The sequence below is a fragment of the Methylosarcina fibrata AML-C10 genome (assembly GCF_000372865.1).
GTDB classification, from domain to species: Bacteria; Pseudomonadota; Gammaproteobacteria; order Methylococcales; family Methylomonadaceae; genus Methylosarcina; species Methylosarcina fibrata.
In genome coordinates this window covers 169,580-189,380 of the sequence record NZ_KB889965.1, presented here as the reverse complement: position 1 = coordinate 189,380, position 19,801 = coordinate 169,580, and the positions used below count along the sequence as shown (strand labels likewise).

The 19,801-nt window shown below is 48.6% G+C and carries 14 protein-coding genes and 7 pseudogenes; 2 read left to right on the top strand and 19 right to left on the bottom strand.

The window, feature by feature from the left end:
* Nucleotides 1-171: 171 nt before the first annotated feature.
* From A3OW_RS0100900 to A3OW_RS28100, 11 genes and pseudogenes are all read right to left on the bottom strand, one after another.
* Entirely contained in the window at nt 172-351 is a 180-nt protein-coding gene (locus A3OW_RS0100900) for a hypothetical protein (protein ID WP_020561558.1), read from the bottom strand.
* A gap of 136 nt (nt 352-487) precedes the next feature.
* Complete coding sequence (locus tag A3OW_RS0100890; protein ID WP_157385757.1) at nt 488-943, bottom strand: type II toxin-antitoxin system VapC family toxin; 456 nt, start codon at nt 941-943, stop codon at nt 488-490.
* Nucleotides 894-1,142 carry a hypothetical protein gene (locus tag A3OW_RS0100885; RefSeq protein ID WP_020561555.1) on the bottom strand — a complete coding sequence of 83 codons (249 nt, stop codon included), beginning with the start codon at nt 1,140-1,142 and terminating at the stop codon, nt 894-896. Before A3OW_RS0100885 ends, A3OW_RS0100890 begins: the two co-directional genes overlap by 50 nt.
* A gap of 111 nt (nt 1,143-1,253) precedes the next feature.
* A complete protein-coding gene (locus A3OW_RS23725) occupies nt 1,254-1,868 on the bottom strand; it encodes a restriction endonuclease subunit S (RefSeq protein ID WP_269746791.1) in 615 nt (204 codons plus the stop codon).
* A 51-nt stretch (nt 1,869-1,919) separates the two neighbouring features.
* Nucleotides 1,920-2,084, bottom strand: a pseudogene (locus tag A3OW_RS28790) (restriction endonuclease subunit S); the annotation flags it as partial.
* Nucleotides 2,085-2,363: 279 nt separating this feature from the next.
* Nucleotides 2,364-3,908 (bottom strand): type I restriction-modification system subunit M, encoded by a 1,545-nt coding sequence (locus tag A3OW_RS0100875; RefSeq protein WP_020561552.1) that lies wholly within the window; start codon nt 3,906-3,908, stop codon nt 2,364-2,366.
* 24 nt (nt 3,909-3,932) lie between these two features.
* On the bottom strand, nt 3,933-4,319 hold the full coding sequence (locus A3OW_RS0100870; RefSeq protein ID WP_020561551.1) for a type II toxin-antitoxin system VapC family toxin: 387 nt from the start codon (nt 4,317-4,319) through the stop codon (nt 3,933-3,935).
* Complete coding sequence (locus tag A3OW_RS0100865; protein WP_020561550.1) at nt 4,316-4,546, bottom strand: hypothetical protein; 231 nt, start codon at nt 4,544-4,546, stop codon at nt 4,316-4,318. Before A3OW_RS0100865 ends, A3OW_RS0100870 begins: the two co-directional genes overlap by 4 nt.
* A gap of 2 nt (nt 4,547-4,548) precedes the next feature.
* Nucleotides 4,549-7,935: a type I restriction endonuclease subunit R gene (locus tag A3OW_RS0100860; protein WP_020561549.1), complete on the bottom strand. Its 3,387-nt coding sequence runs from the start codon at nt 7,933-7,935 to the stop codon at nt 4,549-4,551.
* Nucleotides 7,936-7,963: 28 nt separating this feature from the next.
* Nucleotides 7,964-8,920 (bottom strand): sigma-54 interaction domain-containing protein, encoded by a 957-nt coding sequence (locus A3OW_RS28105; RefSeq protein WP_269746790.1) that lies wholly within the window; start codon nt 8,918-8,920, stop codon nt 7,964-7,966.
* Nucleotides 8,921-8,978: 58 nt separating this feature from the next.
* Nucleotides 8,979-9,479 carry a hypothetical protein gene (locus A3OW_RS28100; RefSeq protein WP_198291270.1) on the bottom strand — a complete coding sequence of 167 codons (501 nt, stop codon included), beginning with the start codon at nt 9,477-9,479 and terminating at the stop codon, nt 8,979-8,981.
* Nucleotides 9,480-9,701: 222 nt separating this feature from the next.
* Here A3OW_RS28100 and A3OW_RS0100845 point away from each other — a divergent pair.
* A pseudogene (locus A3OW_RS0100845) lies at nt 9,702-10,851 on the top strand (IS3 family transposase).
* Between the two features lie 63 nt (nt 10,852-10,914).
* On the opposite strand, the pseudogene A3OW_RS23710 reads toward A3OW_RS0100845, so the two are convergent.
* Nucleotides 10,915-11,070: pseudogene (locus A3OW_RS23710) on the bottom strand (transposase); the annotation flags it as partial.
* Between the two features lie 95 nt (nt 11,071-11,165).
* On the opposite strand from A3OW_RS23710, the gene A3OW_RS26755 reads away from it, so the two are divergent.
* On the top strand, nt 11,166-11,369 hold the full coding sequence (locus tag A3OW_RS26755) for an IS3 family transposase (RefSeq protein WP_083918110.1): 204 nt from the start codon (nt 11,166-11,168) through the stop codon (nt 11,367-11,369).
* A 167-nt stretch (nt 11,370-11,536) separates the two neighbouring features.
* On the opposite strand, the pseudogene A3OW_RS25810 reads toward A3OW_RS26755, so the two are convergent.
* From A3OW_RS25810 to A3OW_RS25795, 7 genes and pseudogenes are all read right to left on the bottom strand, one after another.
* Nucleotides 11,537-12,885 (bottom strand): annotated as a pseudogene (locus A3OW_RS25810) (IS5 family transposase).
* A 1,340-nt stretch (nt 12,886-14,225) separates the two neighbouring features.
* A pseudogene (locus A3OW_RS25805) lies at nt 14,226-15,039 on the bottom strand (transposase); the annotation flags it as partial.
* Between the two features lie 5 nt (nt 15,040-15,044).
* Nucleotides 15,045-15,335 (bottom strand): annotated as a pseudogene (locus A3OW_RS28980) (IS4 family transposase).
* Between the two features lie 1,177 nt (nt 15,336-16,512).
* A complete protein-coding gene (gene lhgO, locus A3OW_RS0100810; RefSeq protein ID WP_020561541.1) occupies nt 16,513-17,709 on the bottom strand; it encodes an L-2-hydroxyglutarate oxidase in 1,197 nt (398 codons plus the stop codon).
* A 176-nt stretch (nt 17,710-17,885) separates the two neighbouring features.
* On the bottom strand, nt 17,886-18,791 hold the full coding sequence (locus tag A3OW_RS23690) for a transposase (protein ID WP_232422303.1): 906 nt from the start codon (nt 18,789-18,791) through the stop codon (nt 17,886-17,888).
* A 193-nt stretch (nt 18,792-18,984) separates the two neighbouring features.
* Nucleotides 18,985-19,176, bottom strand: a pseudogene (locus tag A3OW_RS26740) (transposase); the annotation flags it as partial.
* 63 nt (nt 19,177-19,239) lie between these two features.
* Nucleotides 19,240-19,656, bottom strand: coding sequence for a transposase (locus tag A3OW_RS25795; protein ID WP_083918107.1), 417 nt, complete (start codon nt 19,654-19,656; stop codon nt 19,240-19,242).
* Between the last annotated feature and the right edge of the window lie 145 nt (nt 19,657-19,801).

The window sequence follows — 19,801 nt, the reverse complement described above, 5'->3', positions numbered from 1 at the left end:
TCGTTGGCCAAAGAAGGCTTTATATTTATTTTTTCTTCCATCACAGAGAGCAAGAAACGTATAGACAGTTTTGATTTTTTGGCTTTTATGCACTCTGTTCTGTTTATAGTTTAAAGATCGTTAGGCTCATTCAGCATTCATTCGGGTGCCTAATTTTCGTTATCGAGCCGTTCATTTGGGGGGATGGCTATCCGGCGCATCGGCGCCTTTATAAACCACCCGGTTGTTTTCCCACATCACCGCATATTGGCCGAGCTTGCGCTTTTTCTCTAACGCATTGGCAATGGCTTTATTCAATGCCGTTTGAATCACTTGGCTTTCTTGTGAAGGGGGATTTTTGGCAAGTTTCATATGCCGGCCTCATTTAAAAGATGCTGATAAAATGTATCGTGGATGACATTACGTTGCTCGTCTTGCTGTTCGAAGATCAACGTGGTTTGGTCATTGGTATTCATAAAACTGGAGCGGTGCTTTATGAATCAAGGCATTAAGCGTTCAACAGAATACCCCAGTCAATCACCTGTATATGATTTGAAGCGGTTTTACATAATTGTTTGTCGTTCGTGCAAAATGCTTCACATCCGCTTGCAAGGGCTGAAGCTAAATGCAAGGCGTCAGGTGTTTTCAAGTTATTTTCAGCGCGCAATGAGGTCGCCCGATCAAACACGATGCGCGTCAAATCGACAAACTCGCAACCTGAGAAAAATGCATCGTATAACTGGACTATTTCCAACTTATGTTGGCGAATCGCCAGCAAGCGTGACTCCATTCTTACCAACTCTGAGCTGAATACCTGCTTTCCCATCAGATAACGTTTGAGCGCTTTACGCTGCTCGGCATCGCCTTCGATCAAGCCGATAATCATGCAGCTATCTAGATAAACGGAAGTCATGTCATTCCCAACTTTGCCGTTCTTGGCGCAGATAATCATCGATCGCTTCACGGCTTAATCCGGCTTCTTTCGGTTCATCCGGTAGCGCCCGTAAAAAGGCGGCCATTTGCTCGGCCTTGTCGGTCGATTTATCCGGCAGATTGTAAATGACGGCAATCTTGGCATGACCGGCGGGAATACTGTCCGGTAGTTTCAAATGTAATTGGTGGTTTAGGGGTATTTCGGTTTCAATTTCATAGTAGGCTTGCATGGTGTTTACCTGGTTTAGTTATTTATTAACCACAGAGGGCGCAGGTTTTTGATTTTTTAACTCTGTGTTTCTCTATGTCCTCTGTGGTTTTATCAATGTTTTCGTGTCTCGCTAAAGCTCGCCGGCGAAGGCCTTTTGGCTGAGCGAATGGAACAAGTTATTAACAAGTATTTCGTCATATGGGAGTTTTTTAATATTATTTAACAAATCAACAAACTTTTGTTGTAATACCAGAGGTGGCCTATAAAATTCTAAATTCTCAATGCCTTGTTGACTTATTGTGTGTTGACCCGCTGATGTTTTAACCTGAGAAGAAATAATTTTTCTTCCTCCTTTATGGTTAAAGCAATATGAAACGAATTCTGGTAAATATATGCTGCTCAGCTTGATTCTAATTAAATGATCATTATGGTAAACAGGCTCGGAGAAACCATTAAAAACAGCCGATCTTCCAACATAATCAGGGTTGCCATTCACTCGAATAAAAAGAATATCTCCTATTTCAACTTTGTATCTTGATTTCTCACTTTCATCCAATTTAATTCGATTTAAGTCTTTTTCAAAGCGAATGCCATCATAATGAATATCCTGTAGCCTTAAAACTATTTCTCCAACATTTTCAGCCTCTTTTCTTCTTCTGGACAATCCGTTATTGGCATGTGTTATCTCATTTTTTAAAGGTTTTACATCCCACCCTTTCGTATTGGTTACTGGATCGCCAAACATATCCAGAAACACGGCGCGGAGAAAGTCGTCGGCGAGTTGGATGGCTTGCTGGCGTTTGCGGCGGATGGCATCGGCTTTGTCGAGTATCGCGGCGATGCGTTTCTGTTCAGGCAATGATGGAAGAGGAATTTTTGTTTCATAAAAATCATCTCTATTTAGCCCTGGGATTGAGGTTGTTATCGTTCGTTGTGCCAAATTTGCCCGCTTAAGAGCATAAAATAAATACCTTAATCTAAGCGTTTAGGCTCCAAATTTTCTAAAAAATAAGCAGTATCAATTATCCATCCACCATTTGGTGCCCAAATCACTTCGCCTACAGAACCTTTCCTTCCAATAACTATAGTTGGATAATCACATAGACTTTCAGAGTGAAAGCCTAATTGCCCAGAGCTACCATAAACACTGTAAATACTGGATTCGTCTCGATTTTCCTTTTTAACGCCTTTCCGTAATGGGCTTTGACAAGAGTTTTTAGTTCAAGATTTTGATGTTCCATTAAAGCATCCCTTCTAATTCCAACAGTTCTTGCTGAATCTCATCTTCTAAAGCCATTAACCGTTTTAGAATGGCCTTGGGCGATTCAAATTCTTCTTCCCGATAAACCGCTTCCTTATAACGATTGATCGATAAATCATATTTGTTGTCGCGAATCTCATCCGCCGGTACATAAAAGCATTTGGCGATGCGGTTATTTTTATTTACTCCCTCACCATGGCCCTCTCCCTCAAGGGCGAGGGAATCTTTTTGTTGCCATTGCTGCAACACATCCGGCAGGTCATTGGCCGCAATCGGCGTGCGCTTGTCGTCCAAGGAATAGCCATCGGCGGTCACGTCGTAAAACCACACTTGATCGGTTCTGCCGCCTTTGGTGAACAGCACGATGGCAGTCGATACCCCGGCATAAGGTTTGAACACGCCGCTGGGCAGGCTGACGATGCCTTCCAGTTGGTTCTCGTTCAGCAAATGTTGGCGCAAGGCTTGATGCGCCTTGGATGAACCAAACAACACGCCGTCCGGCACGATGGTTGCGCTGCGTCCGCCCAGTTTCAGCATTCTGAGGATATGGGCGACGAACAGCAGCTCTGTTTTCTTGGTTTTGACGATGCGCAGAATTTCGGGGTTGGTGCTGGTTTCATCCAGACTGCCTTTGAACGGCGGATTGGCTAGTACCACATCGAAGTAATTCTGCTCCTGGCGTGGCCAGTGTTCGTGGATGTTCTTGCTCAGGCTGTCCTGATAATGGATATTGGCGTGGGTGACCCCGTGCAGCAGCATGTTCATGCTGGAGACCCGCAGCATCGTAGTGTCGAAATCGAAGCCCCAGAACATGTTGTGCTTGATATGCTCGCGGTAAGGCTCCAGTAGATCGCCAACAAAAACGTCATGGCCTTCTTCGTCCTGATATACAGCGTCCGTTGAGGTATGGGTGCGGTTCAGGTATTCCATTGTACGCACCAGAAAGCCGGCCGTACCGCATGCGGGATCGCATAATGTTTCATTGGGTTTGACATCCACCATCGCCACCATTAAGTCGATGATGTGTCGTGGGGTCCGGAATTGGCCGTTGATGCCGGCGGTGGTCAGTTTCGACAGCAGGTATTCATAGAGATCGCCTTTGGTGTCGCCCTGAGTCAGCGGCAGTTTTTCGATCATTTCCACTGCGGTGGTCAGCAGGGATTCGCTTTTGATTTCCAGATCGGCATCGCGCATGTATTCGCCGAAGTCGGTTTCCGCTAAGGTGACATGGGCGAAATGAGGGAACACCTTGGTTTTGACATGCTGGAGCATGGCTTTGCCGGACAAGTTGCGAAAGTTTTGCCAGCGTAATAACTGTCCGTCCGGATCTTCCGGAAACAGCCGTTTGAATGGCTTACCGGAGCGAGCGGCCATGCGCTCGTTATTGGTTTCCTGGATGTCCAGCAAGCGAGCGAACATCAGAAAAGAGATTTGTTCGATGACGGTCAACGGATTGGTAATGCCGCCGGTCCAGAATTTTTCCCAAAGCTGGTCTATTTGATTGCGTAGAATGCCTGTGATCATGCTTGTTTTTTAATAATAAGAGGGTTACCAGATCAGGTTGACCGGATAGCCGGTAAATACCTGATCGGCACTGACAATCTGCATTTGCTCTTTTATGCTTTGCGCGATCAATAAGCGGTCGAAGGGATCGCGATGCATCGATGGCAATTGGCTGAGCGCTTCGATATGCGCTAATTCGATGGGCAGTAATTGCAAACCGTTTTGCTGTTGTTGCGTACTAACGAGGGTATGCAGGCTTTCGCTGAGTTCCAGTTTGCCCAGTTGCTGTTTAATCTGAATTTCCCAGGCGGACGCCAAACTCAGATACAAAGTATTGTTCTCATCCTGGCAGGCAGCCAATGCCGCTGGCGACAGCTTTTCAGGCGTATCGTTCAGCCAGAGGAAAACATGCGTATCCAGCAGAAGATTCATGCGTCCTTGCCCAGCCAGAAGTCGTCCGGCAATTCGTTATCGAAATCCTCGCTAATTTTTATCTTGCCGCGAAATTGGCCGAATACCCGTTTTTGCTGCGGCTGCGATTCGGCTGCATCTTCCAGCAACACAATCACTTTCGCTTTGCCGGCTCTGACGGAATCCGGCAGTTGTAGATGGATTTGATGTTGCTCATTTATGATGGTGATGAGTTCCAATGCTTGCATAGTTATGTGCCTATATTTTGCTCTACTGGCTGACTTTGCATGAACGGTTGTAATAATGCAAACAATTCGTCGGCCTGTTCGATCTTAAAGATACCGTCGATGCCTTCGGCATGCAGTGTTGAAAACGGTGCAGCATAGAGTTTCTCAACGGTAATAAAGCCGTTGTTGGCGATATAGCTTTTCAATAGGTTCAAAAAGCGCACTTGAATAGCGGTCAATCGTTCATGGCGATGCAGGAAGTCGGTAAAGTGCGCTTCTACTTTCTCGGGTTCGAGACCGATCAAGGCGCGAATGGCCACATGCAATTGTCCGGCGCTGTCAGGGAAGAACTCCTTTAGCGTGTTCAAGTCTATCCCCGGATTTTGCGTCAGCACTAGGGACGACAGCTGTTGCAGTTCCGAATCGGTGACCGCTTCGCCACTACGGATTTTTTGCAAGGTAAGACTGCTATCCAAAAGATCATCCAGGATGGTCTTAATCTTGAAGCGATAGGCAATGGCTTCCGTGCCTTTCAGATTGAGGATCACGTCGTTATATTGAACTTGTTCCTTGTCCTCGACGACGTCGATTTGTTTGACGTTGGAACCGTTAACCCCGCCTTGCTGATATTTCATGATGCCGCGCAGCTCCAGGCGCAGGTTTTCCAGTTTCGCGCAGTCGGCATCCTGCCACCAAGCCTGCTTTTGAATCGCGGCGATCAGTTCATCTTTGGCACGGACCGCTTTGATGGTGATCGCGAGACGATCCACGCGGCTGAGAAATTCCATCTGTTTGTCCTGAAAACAGCTGGCTTTTTTCAGCAAGCAATCCTGCATTTCCGCGATCAGCCGATCCAGTTTGATCGCATCTTTGTCGCTGATTTTGCGGTTACTCATTAAAGGGGCAATAACTTTCAGCAATTGCTGCTGAGTAGCCGGCGTGAAAGCTTCCAACACGCCTTCCTGCTGCATCTCGTGTACTTGCTTCAACGCATTTCTGACCTGGATGCTGTTTTCCGGCAAATCGTTGATATCTTGTTTTAACAGTTGAATCGCCAGATCGAAAGCCACGCGATTATTTTGCGCGGCCGCCGTTTGCGCCAGTTGCAGACGCGCGTCGAACAAATGATGCAAGATGGATTTGCTGTCGCCGGTTTCGGCTTCTTCGTATTCCTCTTCAAAATATTTGAAGTTGCCGTAGTGGTCGAAAATCAGGAACTCGGTCTTATGTTGTCCTGGTCCGAACAGATTTTCGCAGAGTCGAGTGCCACGGCCAATCATTTGCCAGAACTTTACCCAGGACTTAACTGGTTTAGCAAACACCAGATTGACGACTTCCGGCACATCGATGCCGGTGTCGAGCATGTCCACCGAAATGGCGATGCGGAAGTTGTTTCTAGGCTCTTTAAATTCGTCGATCAGCGCTTCGACGCGCGGCACTTTGTTGTGGATCACCTTACAAACGGCTTCGCCGTGTTGCGGATAGAGCTCCTTAAAGGTTTCCTGCAACAGTTCGGAGTGACGTTGAGAGCGGGCAAAGATGATACTTTTACCGACTAATGCGCCGGTGTCATCTTTGATGCCTTTTTCCATCAAGTTTTGCAGGATGATGCGGTCGGTATCCTTGTTGAAGACCGCCTTGCCGATGTCTTTGCCCGCGTAATCATAGGATTCGGCGTTATCGTCCTGTTCCTGCAATTGTTCGCGCTGCTCTTCGGTCAAGTTGGCCCATTTGATGCCTTCGCGCAGGAAATTGGTGGTCAAGTCCTTGGCTTTGAATGGAACCAGATAAGGCGGGACGTTATTGATGGCTTGCTCCAGACCGAATTCGAAGGTCGGGTCCTGGTTTTCGCAGCCAAATAACGCATAGGTATTGCGGCTGATGAATTTAACAGGGGTCGCCGTCAGGCCCAATTGCAGGGCATCAAAATAAATAAACAGGTCTCTGTATTTATTGTAAATCGAGCGATGGGATTCGTCGGCGATGATCAGGTCGAAAAAACCGATATCGAACTGCTCGAAGCGATTCATCATCGCGGGATAGGTGGACACATAAATCCGCGCATTCGTGTCTACCTGCTGTGTTTGTCCAATGATGCAACGCGGTTCGGAAGGCAGGAAGGTTTTGAATGCGTCGGCGCCCTGTTTGCGCAGTTCATTACGGTCGCATAAAAATAAAATGCGTTTACCCCAGCCGCTGCGCAGCAAAAGTTCGCAGATGGCAATCGCCACCCGTGTTTTACCGGTGCCGGTGGCTTGTACGATCAGCGCTTTGCGGCGTTGCTGCTGAAACTTGGCGACAACGCTTTTTATGGCCTCGATTTGGTAAGGGCGGCCGGCAATCGTGGCATCCGGATTTAACTGCTCGGGATCAGGGTTGCGGTGTTGACGTTGGTAGAACAGGTATTTCAGGCTTTCTTTGCCATAAAAACCGTAGACGGTTCGTGCACTGTTATATTGGACATCGTCCCAAATACCAATTTCATAACCGTTGGTGTAAAAAATGACAGGGCGCTGTCCGGACATTTTTTCCAGGCCATCCGCGTAATAGCGCGCTTGTTCTCTACCTTGGCTAAGAGTTTCTGAGGCTTTTTTAGCTTCAATAACAGCCAGGGGCTTGCTGTTGTCATCCCATAACACGTAGTCGGCTTTACCTTTGCCACTAACTGTCGGTTGATGATCTACCGGCCATTCAAGCGCTACTTGGCGACTGTCTTTAACATCCCAGCCAGCTTTAGCCAGTAAAGTATCGATCATCAGTTTGCGAGTTTGGGCTTCATTCCATTGTAGCGCATCGCTAACCTGCTGGCTGGCCGATGCCGAAGCCAGTCTATCCGCCGCATTGGATTCCTGATAACTCGCTTTTGTCCTAAGCTGGTCAACCTCTGCAAGCAGAGCATCCAATGCTTCGGATTGTTCTTTCAACAGCTTTTGGTAATGCTGGTTGTCTCTTTTTAGGACCTCGGTTTGTTGTTGTACGTTAACCGGCTCTTGAAACTGTGGGATTTCCTCTTTACTGAGTCCATAGTAGCGGACTGCCAGATAGGCGACTATTTGCTGAGCAACGCCGAGCGCGATAGCCGCAGTACGCGTATCGCCCTTTTCTCCATGCGCCGGCCCGTTTCCTTGGATACGCAAGTAGTTCAGATTAGTGATCAGCGTTTTATTGGCGACTTCTTGGAAAGACGCATCATTAATCAAATCAATTAACTGAGGCCGATATAAGCGAGGTAAACGCTCCAGATGGTAAATACTCTTAACCGCTTGCTCAGCCAGTGCCCGCAGTTTAATCAAGCTACTGCTAGGGTCGGTATATAGATGGTATTCCGCAAAACCACCGAGATCGGCGATTTCCGGACGGTGCGGCCTGATGAATTCGAAATTGACTGATTGCATGATGACTTTTTTCATATTCTCTTCTAAGCGAAGAGTGTGCCAACTATTCTATGTTAAGTTTTTCCATCCAGTTTGACAGAGTCTGGTAATTGGGCAAGCTTAAGAGCTCGGTTGCCTTTTTCTTATTGCCGGTCGCTTGTTTTAGCGCCTGTAGCACATATTTTCGTTTGATATCCTCTAAAAGTCTTTGCACATCAATGCCGTTTCCCAATTCTGGCAGTTCGCCGGAGGCGGTGACAGAAGGTCTTTCCAGCATGGCTTCCTGAATATCCATCTCGCTGATCAGGTCATCCTCAGACCAGATCGAAGCTCTAAGTAATGTGCCGTAAAGCTCTCGTATGTTACCCGGCCAAACCTGATTCAGGATAATATTTTTTGCTTTTACAGAAATTTTTTTATTGATATAACCAGGCTGATTAGAGGCTTCCTGGTTAATCCTATCCATGAGATGAGCGGCCAACAGGGCGATATCTCCGCTTCTTTCTCTTAATGGCGGCAAGGTAATCAGACCGACCGCGACCCGATAAAACAAATCTTCACGAAAGCGCCCCTCGGCAATTTCCTCTGACAAGTTTCGATTGGTCGCAGCAATCACACGCACATCGACGTTACGGGTTTTACTGTCGCCGACTTTGCTGATTTCGCCGGATTGCAGAACACGCAACAGACGAACCTGAGCGTCGGCCGGCAGCTCACCAAATTCATCCAGAAACAGCGTGCCTCCATCGGCCTCTTCAAAATAGCCGATCCTGTTACCGACCGCACCGGAAAACGCACCTTTGATATGACCAAACAACTCGGAATCGATCAAATCCTTGGGAATCGCTCCGCAATTGACTGGTATAAATGGCCGGCCAACGCGGAGACTGGCATTGTGGATGGCCTTGGCAAACAGTTCCTTACCGGTTCCTGATTCGCCCAGAATCAATACCGGCACATCACGCACAGCAATTTTTTCGGCTTTGCGTAAGATACGCTGCATTTCGGGATTCTGCGTGATGATGTCGGAAAATGCAGCCGATGTCGGTGCCTCCGAAGCAGAGAGTTGGGTGAGTTTTTTATCGGCCTGCTTGACTAACTGCGGAATATATTCGGCGGAAATATCGAAAGGAATACTTACAAATTCGCCGCCTTTCTCTTTTGTGGATTGAACGAAGCGCGCGTTGTATTTGGTTTTTGCCTAACAGAATTGAAACGGCAGCCATTGACGGCGTACCTGGGGAAAGATGTAAGCTGATATCAATTGTTGGATTAGTTTCAACTATCGTTTGCAGATGCTTATCCAATGCATGGTAAATGTCGCCAAAATCGATAGGGGTGCGCAATTTAGCTTTGACGAGCACCGTTTTAATGTTGTGTTTTTCCACAAGCCATTCGGAGTAGGTTTGCGCAATGGCTTGTTTCTGATCAAAAAGCAAATGCAATTCATCAAAACATAAAGTCTTCAACGCTCCCAGAATCGGACCATGACCAATCGCTTCTTCTGGTCTGATATCCATCAGATTTGCTGCTTTCAGGTCAGTGATGCCCAGCCAGGAGACGAGTATTTTTTTACCCATTGATCGGTAGTGATAAATTCAATAATTCAAGAATATACTCAAAGCTGGGTAAGAACAACCTAACTATAAAATATTTTATTTATATAAATTTATTTATAAAACTTGAACACCGCTTGCCTGTCTGCTTGTTTAATAGAGGTGGAGCCGAAAAATTGAACAGCCTGTTAAGTGGAAGACCTGCTACTGTAGAATGTCCAGAAGGACGTTAAATCGGAGCAGAAGATGTCACTCAAAACGAGAAGAAAACACTCACCGGCTTTCAAGGCCAAAGTGGCCATGGCGGCGCTGGCGGGTGATAAAACCCTGGCGCAGCTGGCTCAGGAATTCGAAGTTCACCCAAACCAGATTACCGACTGGAAGCGACAACTGACGGAGCGGGCGGCCGAGGTCTTTGGCAAATCCCCTGAAACGGCGTCGCCCGCTGTCGATCTGCAGGCGTTGCATGCCAAGATCGGCCAGTTGACGCTGGAGAATGATTTTTTACTTGTGCCCTTTGGGTAGAAGGCGCGCTCAGCAAGGCGGGATTGCTGAGCGCAAAGCGATGATAGACCGTGACTCGAAACTGTCAATCAGCCGTCAGGCCGACTTGCTCAATATGAGCCGGGGTAGCGTCTATTATTTGCCCAAATCCGTCTCGGAGCGTGATTTGGACCTGATGCGGCGGCTGGATGAACTGCATTTGAAACACCCGTTCATGGGGGCGAGAATGTTGCGCGATCAATTGCATGAGCAAGGCATCGCGGTCGGTCGCAAGCATGTCAAAACCCTGATGCAGCGGATGGGTATGGCGGCGCTGTATTGCAAGCCCAACACCAGTAAGCAGCAACCTGGACATAAAATCTATCCTTACTTGTTGCGTGGCATGGCGATTCATCGTTCTAATCAGGTGTGGGCACTGGATACGACTTATATTCGACTGGCCAAAGGCTTTGCTTACCTGACGGCCGTGGTGGACTGGGCCAGCCGCAAAGTATTGGCGGCCAAACTGGCGATTACCCTGGAAGCCTGCCATGCGGTGGATGTGCTTCAGGAAGCATTCAGGCGGTACGGCACACCCGAGATCGTCAACACGGACCAGGGGAGTCAATTGACTGCCCAGGTGTTTGTCGATACGGTGCTGGAAAACGGTTGCAAGCTGAGCATGGACGGCCGGGGAGCTTGGCGAGATAATGTCTTCGTCGAACGCGTGTGGCGCTCAGTGAAATACGAGTGCGTTTATCTCCATGCTTACGAGTCGGTCGCTCAGGCAAGAACCTCGGTCATGAACTATGTGGAATGGTACAATCGAGCCAGGCCACATTCCAGCCTGGGTCGGAAAACGCCCTATCAAGCTTATACCGGCATGTTGCCACCGGTCAAAATGGCAGCGTAATCAACAGCAGGATTCCACCTTAATTTCGGAGATATCTGTTCAAAGCTTTGGGGCCACCTCTTTAGGGCGGCTGTATTTGCTGATCCAGGTGTGCAAGGTATTGACGTTAATACCGAGATCCTTGGCGACCTGAGTGATGGGTTTATCCGATTCATTCGCCAGCTTGACGGCTGAGGCTCTGAATTCGGCGGTATAACTATTAGGTTTTTCTGGGTTCATTTGGATTCACTCTTGTTTGAGAGTATTTTAAAGAGTGTGTCCGGGATAGTGTAGCCACATCATCCGTGAGCAGCTGAAGGGGAGGTTCCCTTCGGCTGACTCGACCGCCAGCCGAACGATTTTTCCGCAGTTTGAAACATGAGCAACTCAATTACGAGAAGTTCAAAAAACAAGAAGCGGCCAAACTGAGCGTGATTGATTATGTGGCCTTTTACAACGGTCGTCGGCCACACTCAACTTTAGGCTATCAATCCCCGATCGAATTCGAACGGGATTTTTTAGAAGCGCTGCCTGAGTAGGTGTCCGGCTTTTGTTGACCATTACAGTTCTGCTTCGGTCAAGCCATTCACATATTTCATTTGTCTCTCTACAACCAGCTCATCACACCGTCTGATTTTACCCGGTTTTTTATGCAAATCTACTTAGTCGTCCCTGAAAAAGTCATTTTTTTGAAAAAAACAGCTCATTAGGAAACATAAACAGATTCCTGAACCGTTTTATTTTGTAAAAACCGGCAGATGGCTTCCCCGATTTCCGGCCAAAAAAACCTCAACCGCCTGAGGATTAAACGCATGTTGTGTCCAGCGGCGCAGAGAACGGCATTCATGGCATCACCGAGTTGGCCTTTCAGGTAATTTCTGCTCAGCAAGCCATCGTTCTTCATGTGTCCAATCACCGGCTCGATGGCATTGCGCCGTTTTAACGCGGTTTTCAACCGTCGGGTATGGACTCCCCGTTTTTGCCTTGACTTGTACAGGGTGACACCGGGTATTTCTCGCCCCCGATAGCCCAAATCCACAAAAGCTTCTTTGGCTCGGGTACCGCTCAGGATTTCAGCTTGTTCCAGGCAGGAGTACAAGGTATCGCCGTCATAAGGATTGCCGGGAAAGCTCCTGGCGCCCAGCACGAAATTACTTTTATTGGTCACCGTGATGCCGACTTTGACGCCGAACTCGTATTTTTTGTGTGCTTTCCCTTTACTGATGCATTCCACTTCCGGTGCATGAAAGCTGTAGAGTTTGTTTTTGTCGGTGCGTTTCTGATTCAGTATCCGCTGGGTTTTGGCCAGGGCGTCCTGAAGCCCCCTTTGCGCGGCCAGCTCCTGTTGCGGCAGTTGCCGCAGGATATCCCGATAAACACGACCGACCAGGGTTTTCAGTTGCTTCAGGGCTTTTTGCTTACGCTTCATTTGCTTGGCATGATGATAACGATGCGATTGCACTAACAGCAGCGGTGCCTTTTTTATTGTAGTTCTGTCGCAGGGGCAGCCCGTGTTGTCCAGCCAGCTTGACCAGCTCCCGACGGCATTTTTCGTACAACTTGCCGTCCGTCGGAAAGCCAACCGCTTTTTTCCTGAACGGTAGTATCGACGGTGACCGATTGAAAATCTCGTTTCTTCACGGTCCGGGTAGCGACGCCCGCCTCGATCGTCAATAACAACAGCCACTCACAGCCGGCTTCACCGATCCGTTGCCGCCATTTCGTCAGCGAGGTCGGATGACAGGGAACCTCATGCTGAAAAAAGGTTTCGCCACAAAAGTACTGCCAATAACCGTTTTCAACCCAGCGTTTAACGACCGCTTCATCCGATAAACCTTCCGCATGTTTCAGATAATGCAATCCGGCGATCAAACGGGTCGACAACGCCGGGGCGCCTTGTTCTGCTTCAAAAAACGGGCCGAATTCTTCGTCCAGCCGAGCCCAGTCTATTTTGCTGGCCAATCGATAAAGTTCATGTTTCGGGTTCAAAAACTCGTCCAGGCGAGTTTTGAAAAGGTCATTTTGCACAACTTCCTGAGGACGTTTGGGCTTCATTTTTCGGTGAAAATTTGCAAGAAAATAAAACCCATTTTTAACATTTTCTTGCAATTTTTGACCTCATAAATATCCATTTATATGATATTAATCAATTTCTTATGAATTAATCAGGGACGACTACTTAAGAAAAAATTAATTGACACACATTATAATTTAAAACGTGTTAGGTGACAGAAATTTGAAATACTGTTTATGCAACCACTTATTCTCGGCTGATTGAAGAAACGTCTAAGAAATAAAAGGTGTGGGGATGTTTAGCGAGGATATCGGCAACAGGGCAGATTTTGCACCATTCAAAATGTGCATTTCCAGAATCCATGGTGGCCAGATGGTGCAGTCAAGTTCTCATGGACGGGTTTACGACGCTCCTGGACAGGCACATCCCGCAACTTCAACAAAAATGGGCGATTATTTATTGAGAAAATTATTGATTATCAGGAACACAGCAAACTCAAGATAGCTAATGCTGACATGGATTACAAATATCTGGCCACAGCAATTGAAATAAGTCGTCATGGCGGTGGGAATTACTGATATTCAGAGCAAAAGCAGAACTTGAGCTTGCCATTCGTAACAACGGATTCCGGTTGTCCATATCGGAATTAGGTATTTATTTGTAAGTCAACAGCACTTGCATAAGCGCAATTGTAAATTATCGGACTTGAAGAAAGTTAGCCGAGGGTTTTTAAACCAACAACATTTGTAACTATTCAACGAGGCAACCAATTACTTACTCTTCACTATTAGAAATGGCTTTTAACCCATAGCTCATATCTTTATACATAAGTCCGAAAAAATTTTATAAATCAATACTGTTGCAGGCGAACACCACATTGATTTTATTGATATTTTACGACTTATATATAAACGTATGCCCATAGACTTATACACAACCCAGAAAAAACGATAAAAATCAATAACATGATATTTTTTCTAATATCATTAGTTTTATTGATGTATTCGGATTTATGTATAACCCAATGCTTTAACCCTTTACGAGGAATAGCTACCGATTTTTTGCCGATCCAGTCACAAAAACAGATAGGAATACTAACTCAACTTTTGTTTGATGAACTTCTTCACAATAATTTTATAAGTCATTAACTAATCCCTGAATCCGTGTTCCAACCTGCGCGAGCTTTTCCCCCTGCATTTTGAGCGCATTTTGAAGCCGGCACTTAATTTTGCGCGCCAAATGGCTTATGGTTTACCTTGAAACCGTGTTCAGCCGCCCTCTCTTTAGCCCATTTTCCATACTGAGAGGGGCTTTGGCAAACCACTCCTTGTCCTTCTGTGAGAGCACAGTCAAACCAACGGTTTTGACCGGGCGCCGACGATCCGAACGCCACCGCCGTTTGTACCACTAAGCGTTGCTTTAAAAAGGCAAAGACCTGGCCCACCGGCGAGTCTTTGCCCAAGTCCAGCCACCACTGCCGAGCCTTATGTACCACATGTACGCTGCGATACATGAGCTCTTGCAATACCGTGCGGAGGCGCCGACGCTTGGCAGGGTGGCGAATCGGCGCCAACTCGCCGAGCAAGCCCAGCTGTCCCAACAGACGCAGGCAGTTGTACGCCAACATGCCCAGATGCAGGATGGCATCGTTGGTGTCGAATTTGCCCGAAGGCAGGCGTTCCAGGTCCAAGTCGGTCTTGAACTCGGAATGGAATTGTTCTTGCTTGCCGTGATCGCAGTAGAATCCGATCACCTTGGCTTCCGCATCCATCAGGCTGGTCCACCAGTCTTTCAGTTCGATGTCCGGCAGCAGCAACAGTTGTCCGTGTTGGTTGATCGTGCGCTCGATCAGACGGGTAACCAGGCGAAAGTGCCGGGTGTATTTTCGGAAAGCCCGTTCGACGACGAGCGAGAATAACGCTTCGCGCTTGCCGGAACGGTTTGTCCACAAAAACGCCCAGCGCTTCGGTGCACGTCCCCCAGTCCTCTTTCTTCTGACGGCGCGGGTCCCATTTGACCGGATACTCGAAGCGCCGCCCCATCTCGGCCCAGCGGTCTTTCTCCTCGGCTACCGCAAACAACAGCTTGGCGCTGTCAAAACCCGAATCTTTAAGCATCAGCACCGCTTGCTCTGCCGGCACCAAGGGTTTCACACGGGGCAGCAGCCGTTCCAGAAAATACTCGATCTCCAGCGCAAAGTCTAAGCCTCTCGAACTGCGCGTATTCCCATGATGAAGTCCATAACACGTTGCAATCCTTGCCAAAGCGATTTAGCACTTGGCTCACCGTCCCCTTTACACCCCAAGAACCCGCCAAAGCCGGCAATCAGTCGAATGGCTTCATTCAGTTGGGGTGGCTTAGGCGGTAAGGGCTTACGGGCAACTAACTAAGCGGCTTGCCATTCTTCTCGATCAGACACGACTTCGCAGTCCCTCTCCGGACATCCCCGCCCCAATCGCATCAAGCAACCGATTCGCCATGCAATGATCATGAATAAGGCCAATGCCAATCCGATGCGAGAGAGGGTCGATAATAGCAAGTCCTCTACTTGGCAACCGATTTTGAGAATGTTAAAAAAACATTTCGATTTCCCAGTGGCAACGATACCAGTCCACCAGCTCCGCGGCTTCGGACAGCGTAGCCGCGGTTCGATTCGTCAACAGCCACCATTCCAAGGACTTTTCACTCGCAAGTGGATTGATTTCTCTGGCCAAAATTGCCGTGACTTCATTCTCCCCTTATGCCCGGCGCGCGGCGGTAAGTAAAACCCCAGCTCACCGAGCGCATCGGTTTGGGCGACTTTATCCCACAGCTTGTCCGTATCACCGCTCAATTTGCGGTTATGCTTGGCTCGAAGCAGCCAGTCTGCCGGATTGTCAGCGCATGTGCCCGCTGCATCAAGGCCAAGATATGGGTCTCCCGATCAGCAACATACACCAGCTTCGTCTCGGGCAACTCGGCCACCCGTTCGGCTCTATCCGTTCATAACCTTCGATTCAGCGTAAACTCTCCAAAATGCCGGGACGTTCCCCTTATTCATCTTTTGCTTCGCGCACCCACATCCAAGCATCCAGAACTCCTAAGGACAAGCGCTCCGACGTCACGACATAAGTCGGAGAACATACAGTCCTCGTTGGGCTTCATACGATAAAGGCCTTATCCTTGTGCTTGACGACCATTTTGGCAGCTTGATGGAGTGTGCATTCAAACGTTGATCGCCTAGATCGATCTTTGATAATTCTTCCGTTCCCAGCCCATTGAGGGCCTCTGTTCATTGTGTAAATTATACCACTATCAGCTAGTTGCGTATAAGGGGATGCATTGATCGCCATTATTCATATAAAATACATGATCTCATCGTGTATTTTTCTGCCAACTAATTTAGGTTCATAATGACCACCATTAATTTTGATATAGCTGGCACTTATTCCCTATGATAAGTCATTTTAAAATTATAGCTCAGTATTTAGCTTTATTAGCTACTTGAGACCTATATAAGTGTTTTCCATTCTAAAACTTACTAAATCAGCGCCTTTCGTGGAATATTTTGTCCGATTTAGTTTGGATCGGTTGTATTTCTTATGCAGTCGAAACTTTTCCGCCAGTGGAATGGACTGGATCTATAATCCGACTGTTATCGTTTTCCAAATCGAATTCTCGTAACTACATTAAATTGGCAATTGATTAACAATATGCTCGCCTATTGCTAAAGAAGCTGTTGCGGCCGGACTTGGAGCGTTAAGGACATGCAAAGCGTTCTGGCGAATTACTAGGTGAAAGTCATCAACTAAATCGCCCGATGGCTTCATGGCTTGCGCGCGGACACCTGCGCTGCCTGGTGAAAGGTCAGTGGTGCGAATTTCAGGTATAAGCCTTTGTAATAAAATGCAAAAATGCGTTTTGCTGAATGACTGGATAAGTTCTGTACATGCCATAGCAGGGTATTTACGAAGAAAACGCCACAGTCCTGGGAAAAGCAGGATATCCAACATGTCACGCGTATCAAATTTTGATAATTGATATCCCTCGCGAGCAAAGGCGAGGACAGCGTTCGGACCGGCTTCGATGCCTCCTTGAATCATCCGGGTGAAATGGACACCAAGGAATGGGAATTGTGGATTGGGTACAGGATAAACCAGGTTTTTAACCAGATGCTGGGCTGCCGGTTTGAGGTAATAATACTCACCGCGAAACGGAACAATTCGTATATCTCGATTTTCGCCTGCCAGCTTAGCCACGAGGTCGCACTGCAATCCGGCGCAATTGATCAGAAAATTTGCATCGTATTCTCCGATCGTGGTCGTGGCAAGCCACGTATTAGCTCTAAGCTCAAGGCATTTTACTTTGGCTCTTGTGATAATGTTTCCACCTCTTTCTTGAATACGGAGAGCCAATCGATCACAGACCTGCCTATAATCGACAATACCTTCTTCGGGTACATGCACGGCAGCGAGGCCATTGACATGTGGTTCTATTTTTCGAATATCATTGCCCTCGATTTTTCGTAACCCTTTTAGCCCGTTAGCTGTTCCGCGACGGAGTAATTCGTCCAGTCTTGGCACTTCTTCTGGGGACACGGCCACAACCAGTTTGCCACAGATTTCATGAGGGATACCTTCTGTTTGGCAAAATTTGGTCATTTGTTGGATACCTGATACAGCAAATTTTGCTTTGGCCGAACCGGGAGCATAGTAAAGTCCTGCATGCAATACACCGCTGTTGTGCGTACTTTGGTGTGCTCCGACGGTTGCCTCTTTCTCAAGCAAGGTGATGCGTGCTAACGGGAAGCGCTCCAGAAGTCGATATGCGGTTGCTAAACCGACCAAACCACCGCCTATTATTAGGAAAGATTTATGTATGCTCATAGACCTATGCTAGAAAGTTGTGGATATTGAAGGGAAAGAATCTCATCACCTATCACTTTATCCCGTTCCACAAAAGGCGGGCAAAGGGATGTCGTTTTGCAGGCCGCGGATAAACCAGGAGACCAGGCTGCGGCGGAGTTTCCTGAAGCTCCAATGGTCGGGATCGTTTTGCTTCCCTATTTTTTTTCGAGCGGCGTCGGACACGTCAAGGCGTCGTCCTGGCCGACACGGACGCACCAGTACATCGCCAATGTCATGACCAGGACCAGCCGCTCCAGGCGGTCCGCATGCCCAAGCTGTGAGCTCTCCAGGTCGAAACCCAGGCCCTTGAAGTCGGAGAACATCGGCTCGATGGCCCAGCGCGCGGCATAGTCCAGCACCGACGCCCGCGACGGAGGGCAGTCCATCGCAATGATCCAAGGCTCTGGATGCCCGGCTTCGTGGAGGATGCCCAGATTCGTCATGCGCTCCTGGGTGAACAGCCTCACCCCAGACAGATAACGTTCCGCCACGCCTTGTGCCAACTGACCGGTAGTGGTCTCGTCGCCCTGCCCGGTGTCCGCCAGCACGTTGCCTTGCAGCCGCAGCCGGTAGCCCCAACCATGGGTCTGGATCCAGCCGAACAGCGCGGCCGAGGGGTAGAACCGGTCTGCCGAGAGCAGCACCTTCACCCCCGCAGGCAGCCAGGCCCGCACCTGCTCCAGCAACCTTTGCTGACCCTCGAAGCCGATGTTGGCCGGCCCCGCCTCCGCCCGCCAAGCCAAGGGCAACGCCCGGTCGCCGACCCGCAGGGCCACCACCAGCAACGCCATCCGGTCGCCCAGGTCGGTCTGATCCATCGCCAGCAGCACGGTCTGGCCGTTCCACGCTGCCTTAGCCAGCGCCTCCCGTGCGAACGGTTCCATCACCGTCATGGCGCACAGCAAGGGATTCTTCAGCAAGCGCCTCAGCCATTGTTCGCGCATGTCCTGCCGCTCGGTCTCCAAGGGCAGCAGATTGGCCAGTTCCACGGTGTTCGGCGTCTGGCCTTCGATCATCGCGCCCACCGCCAGCGCCAATTTCCCTACCACCGTCTTGCCCAATCCCGGAAGTGCCTCCGCAAGCCCGCGCTCCACTTCATTCGCCAGTTTTCTTACAGTTCCCAAGCTTGCCTTGATTCAAAAGTTGCAGAGAGGGATAGTTTACCTGAAACGGATAGGTGATGAGGCGATCTGGCATGGGTGTGATTAAAACTAGTGTTTTTAGTGTATTATAACCTGAGTTCGGGATAAGTCCTTATGGTTGAGGCAGTAGATTGACTCGGGTCAATGAAAGCGTGGGTTTATGATCGCACAGACAATAAGCGACGATGCCGGCCATCCGATTAACGACGAAGTTGGCAACGGAGCGGTGGCGGGTGTGTTCGATCTGGCACAAGTTTTTCAATTCGTCGAAGACGGTTTCGATCAGCGCCCGCCGGCGCAGGAGGTTAGTCCTCAAAGGGGCTGATTCATAAACTGCCTGAAGGCGGATTCGCTTGCCCAGAGAGCATCAATTGCTCGTAACATTCTTCTTCACGTTCTTGCTCACGGATATGAGCCAGCCCAGGATTTCCAGCAGGAGATGACGTTTGCGACCATTGATCAGCTTCTCCGCATCGAAACCACGTCCCCCAGGAACGACAGTGCACTTGACGCTTTGGCTGTCCAGACAATCCGCCGTGGAGTGTTTATGACGCCCCGCTTTCTTGCCGCAGCCTAACGTGCAGTAGATGATGCAACCGTGCCCAGGCTCCATCAGACGCCCAACGTCTGAAATAGTATACACGGTCGTCCATGCCGGAAATTCACGGGGCAGTTGCCGCCACTGGCAACCGGTCTTCAGGCTGTACAGAATGGCGTTGATTACCTGCCGCAGGCTGACCTCGCGAGGTCTCCCCACTGCCGATACCGACAGATGCGGCTTCAAATAGCCTCACGCGCCATCGCTCAGATTACTTAGATAACGTTTCTTCCGTTTTTTTATGCATCATCAGGTCAACCAAAAGTAAAATTCCTATAGAAAAGCAAATTCGAAATGCGGAGTTTCCAAACAGCCTCTAAATACTTATCAA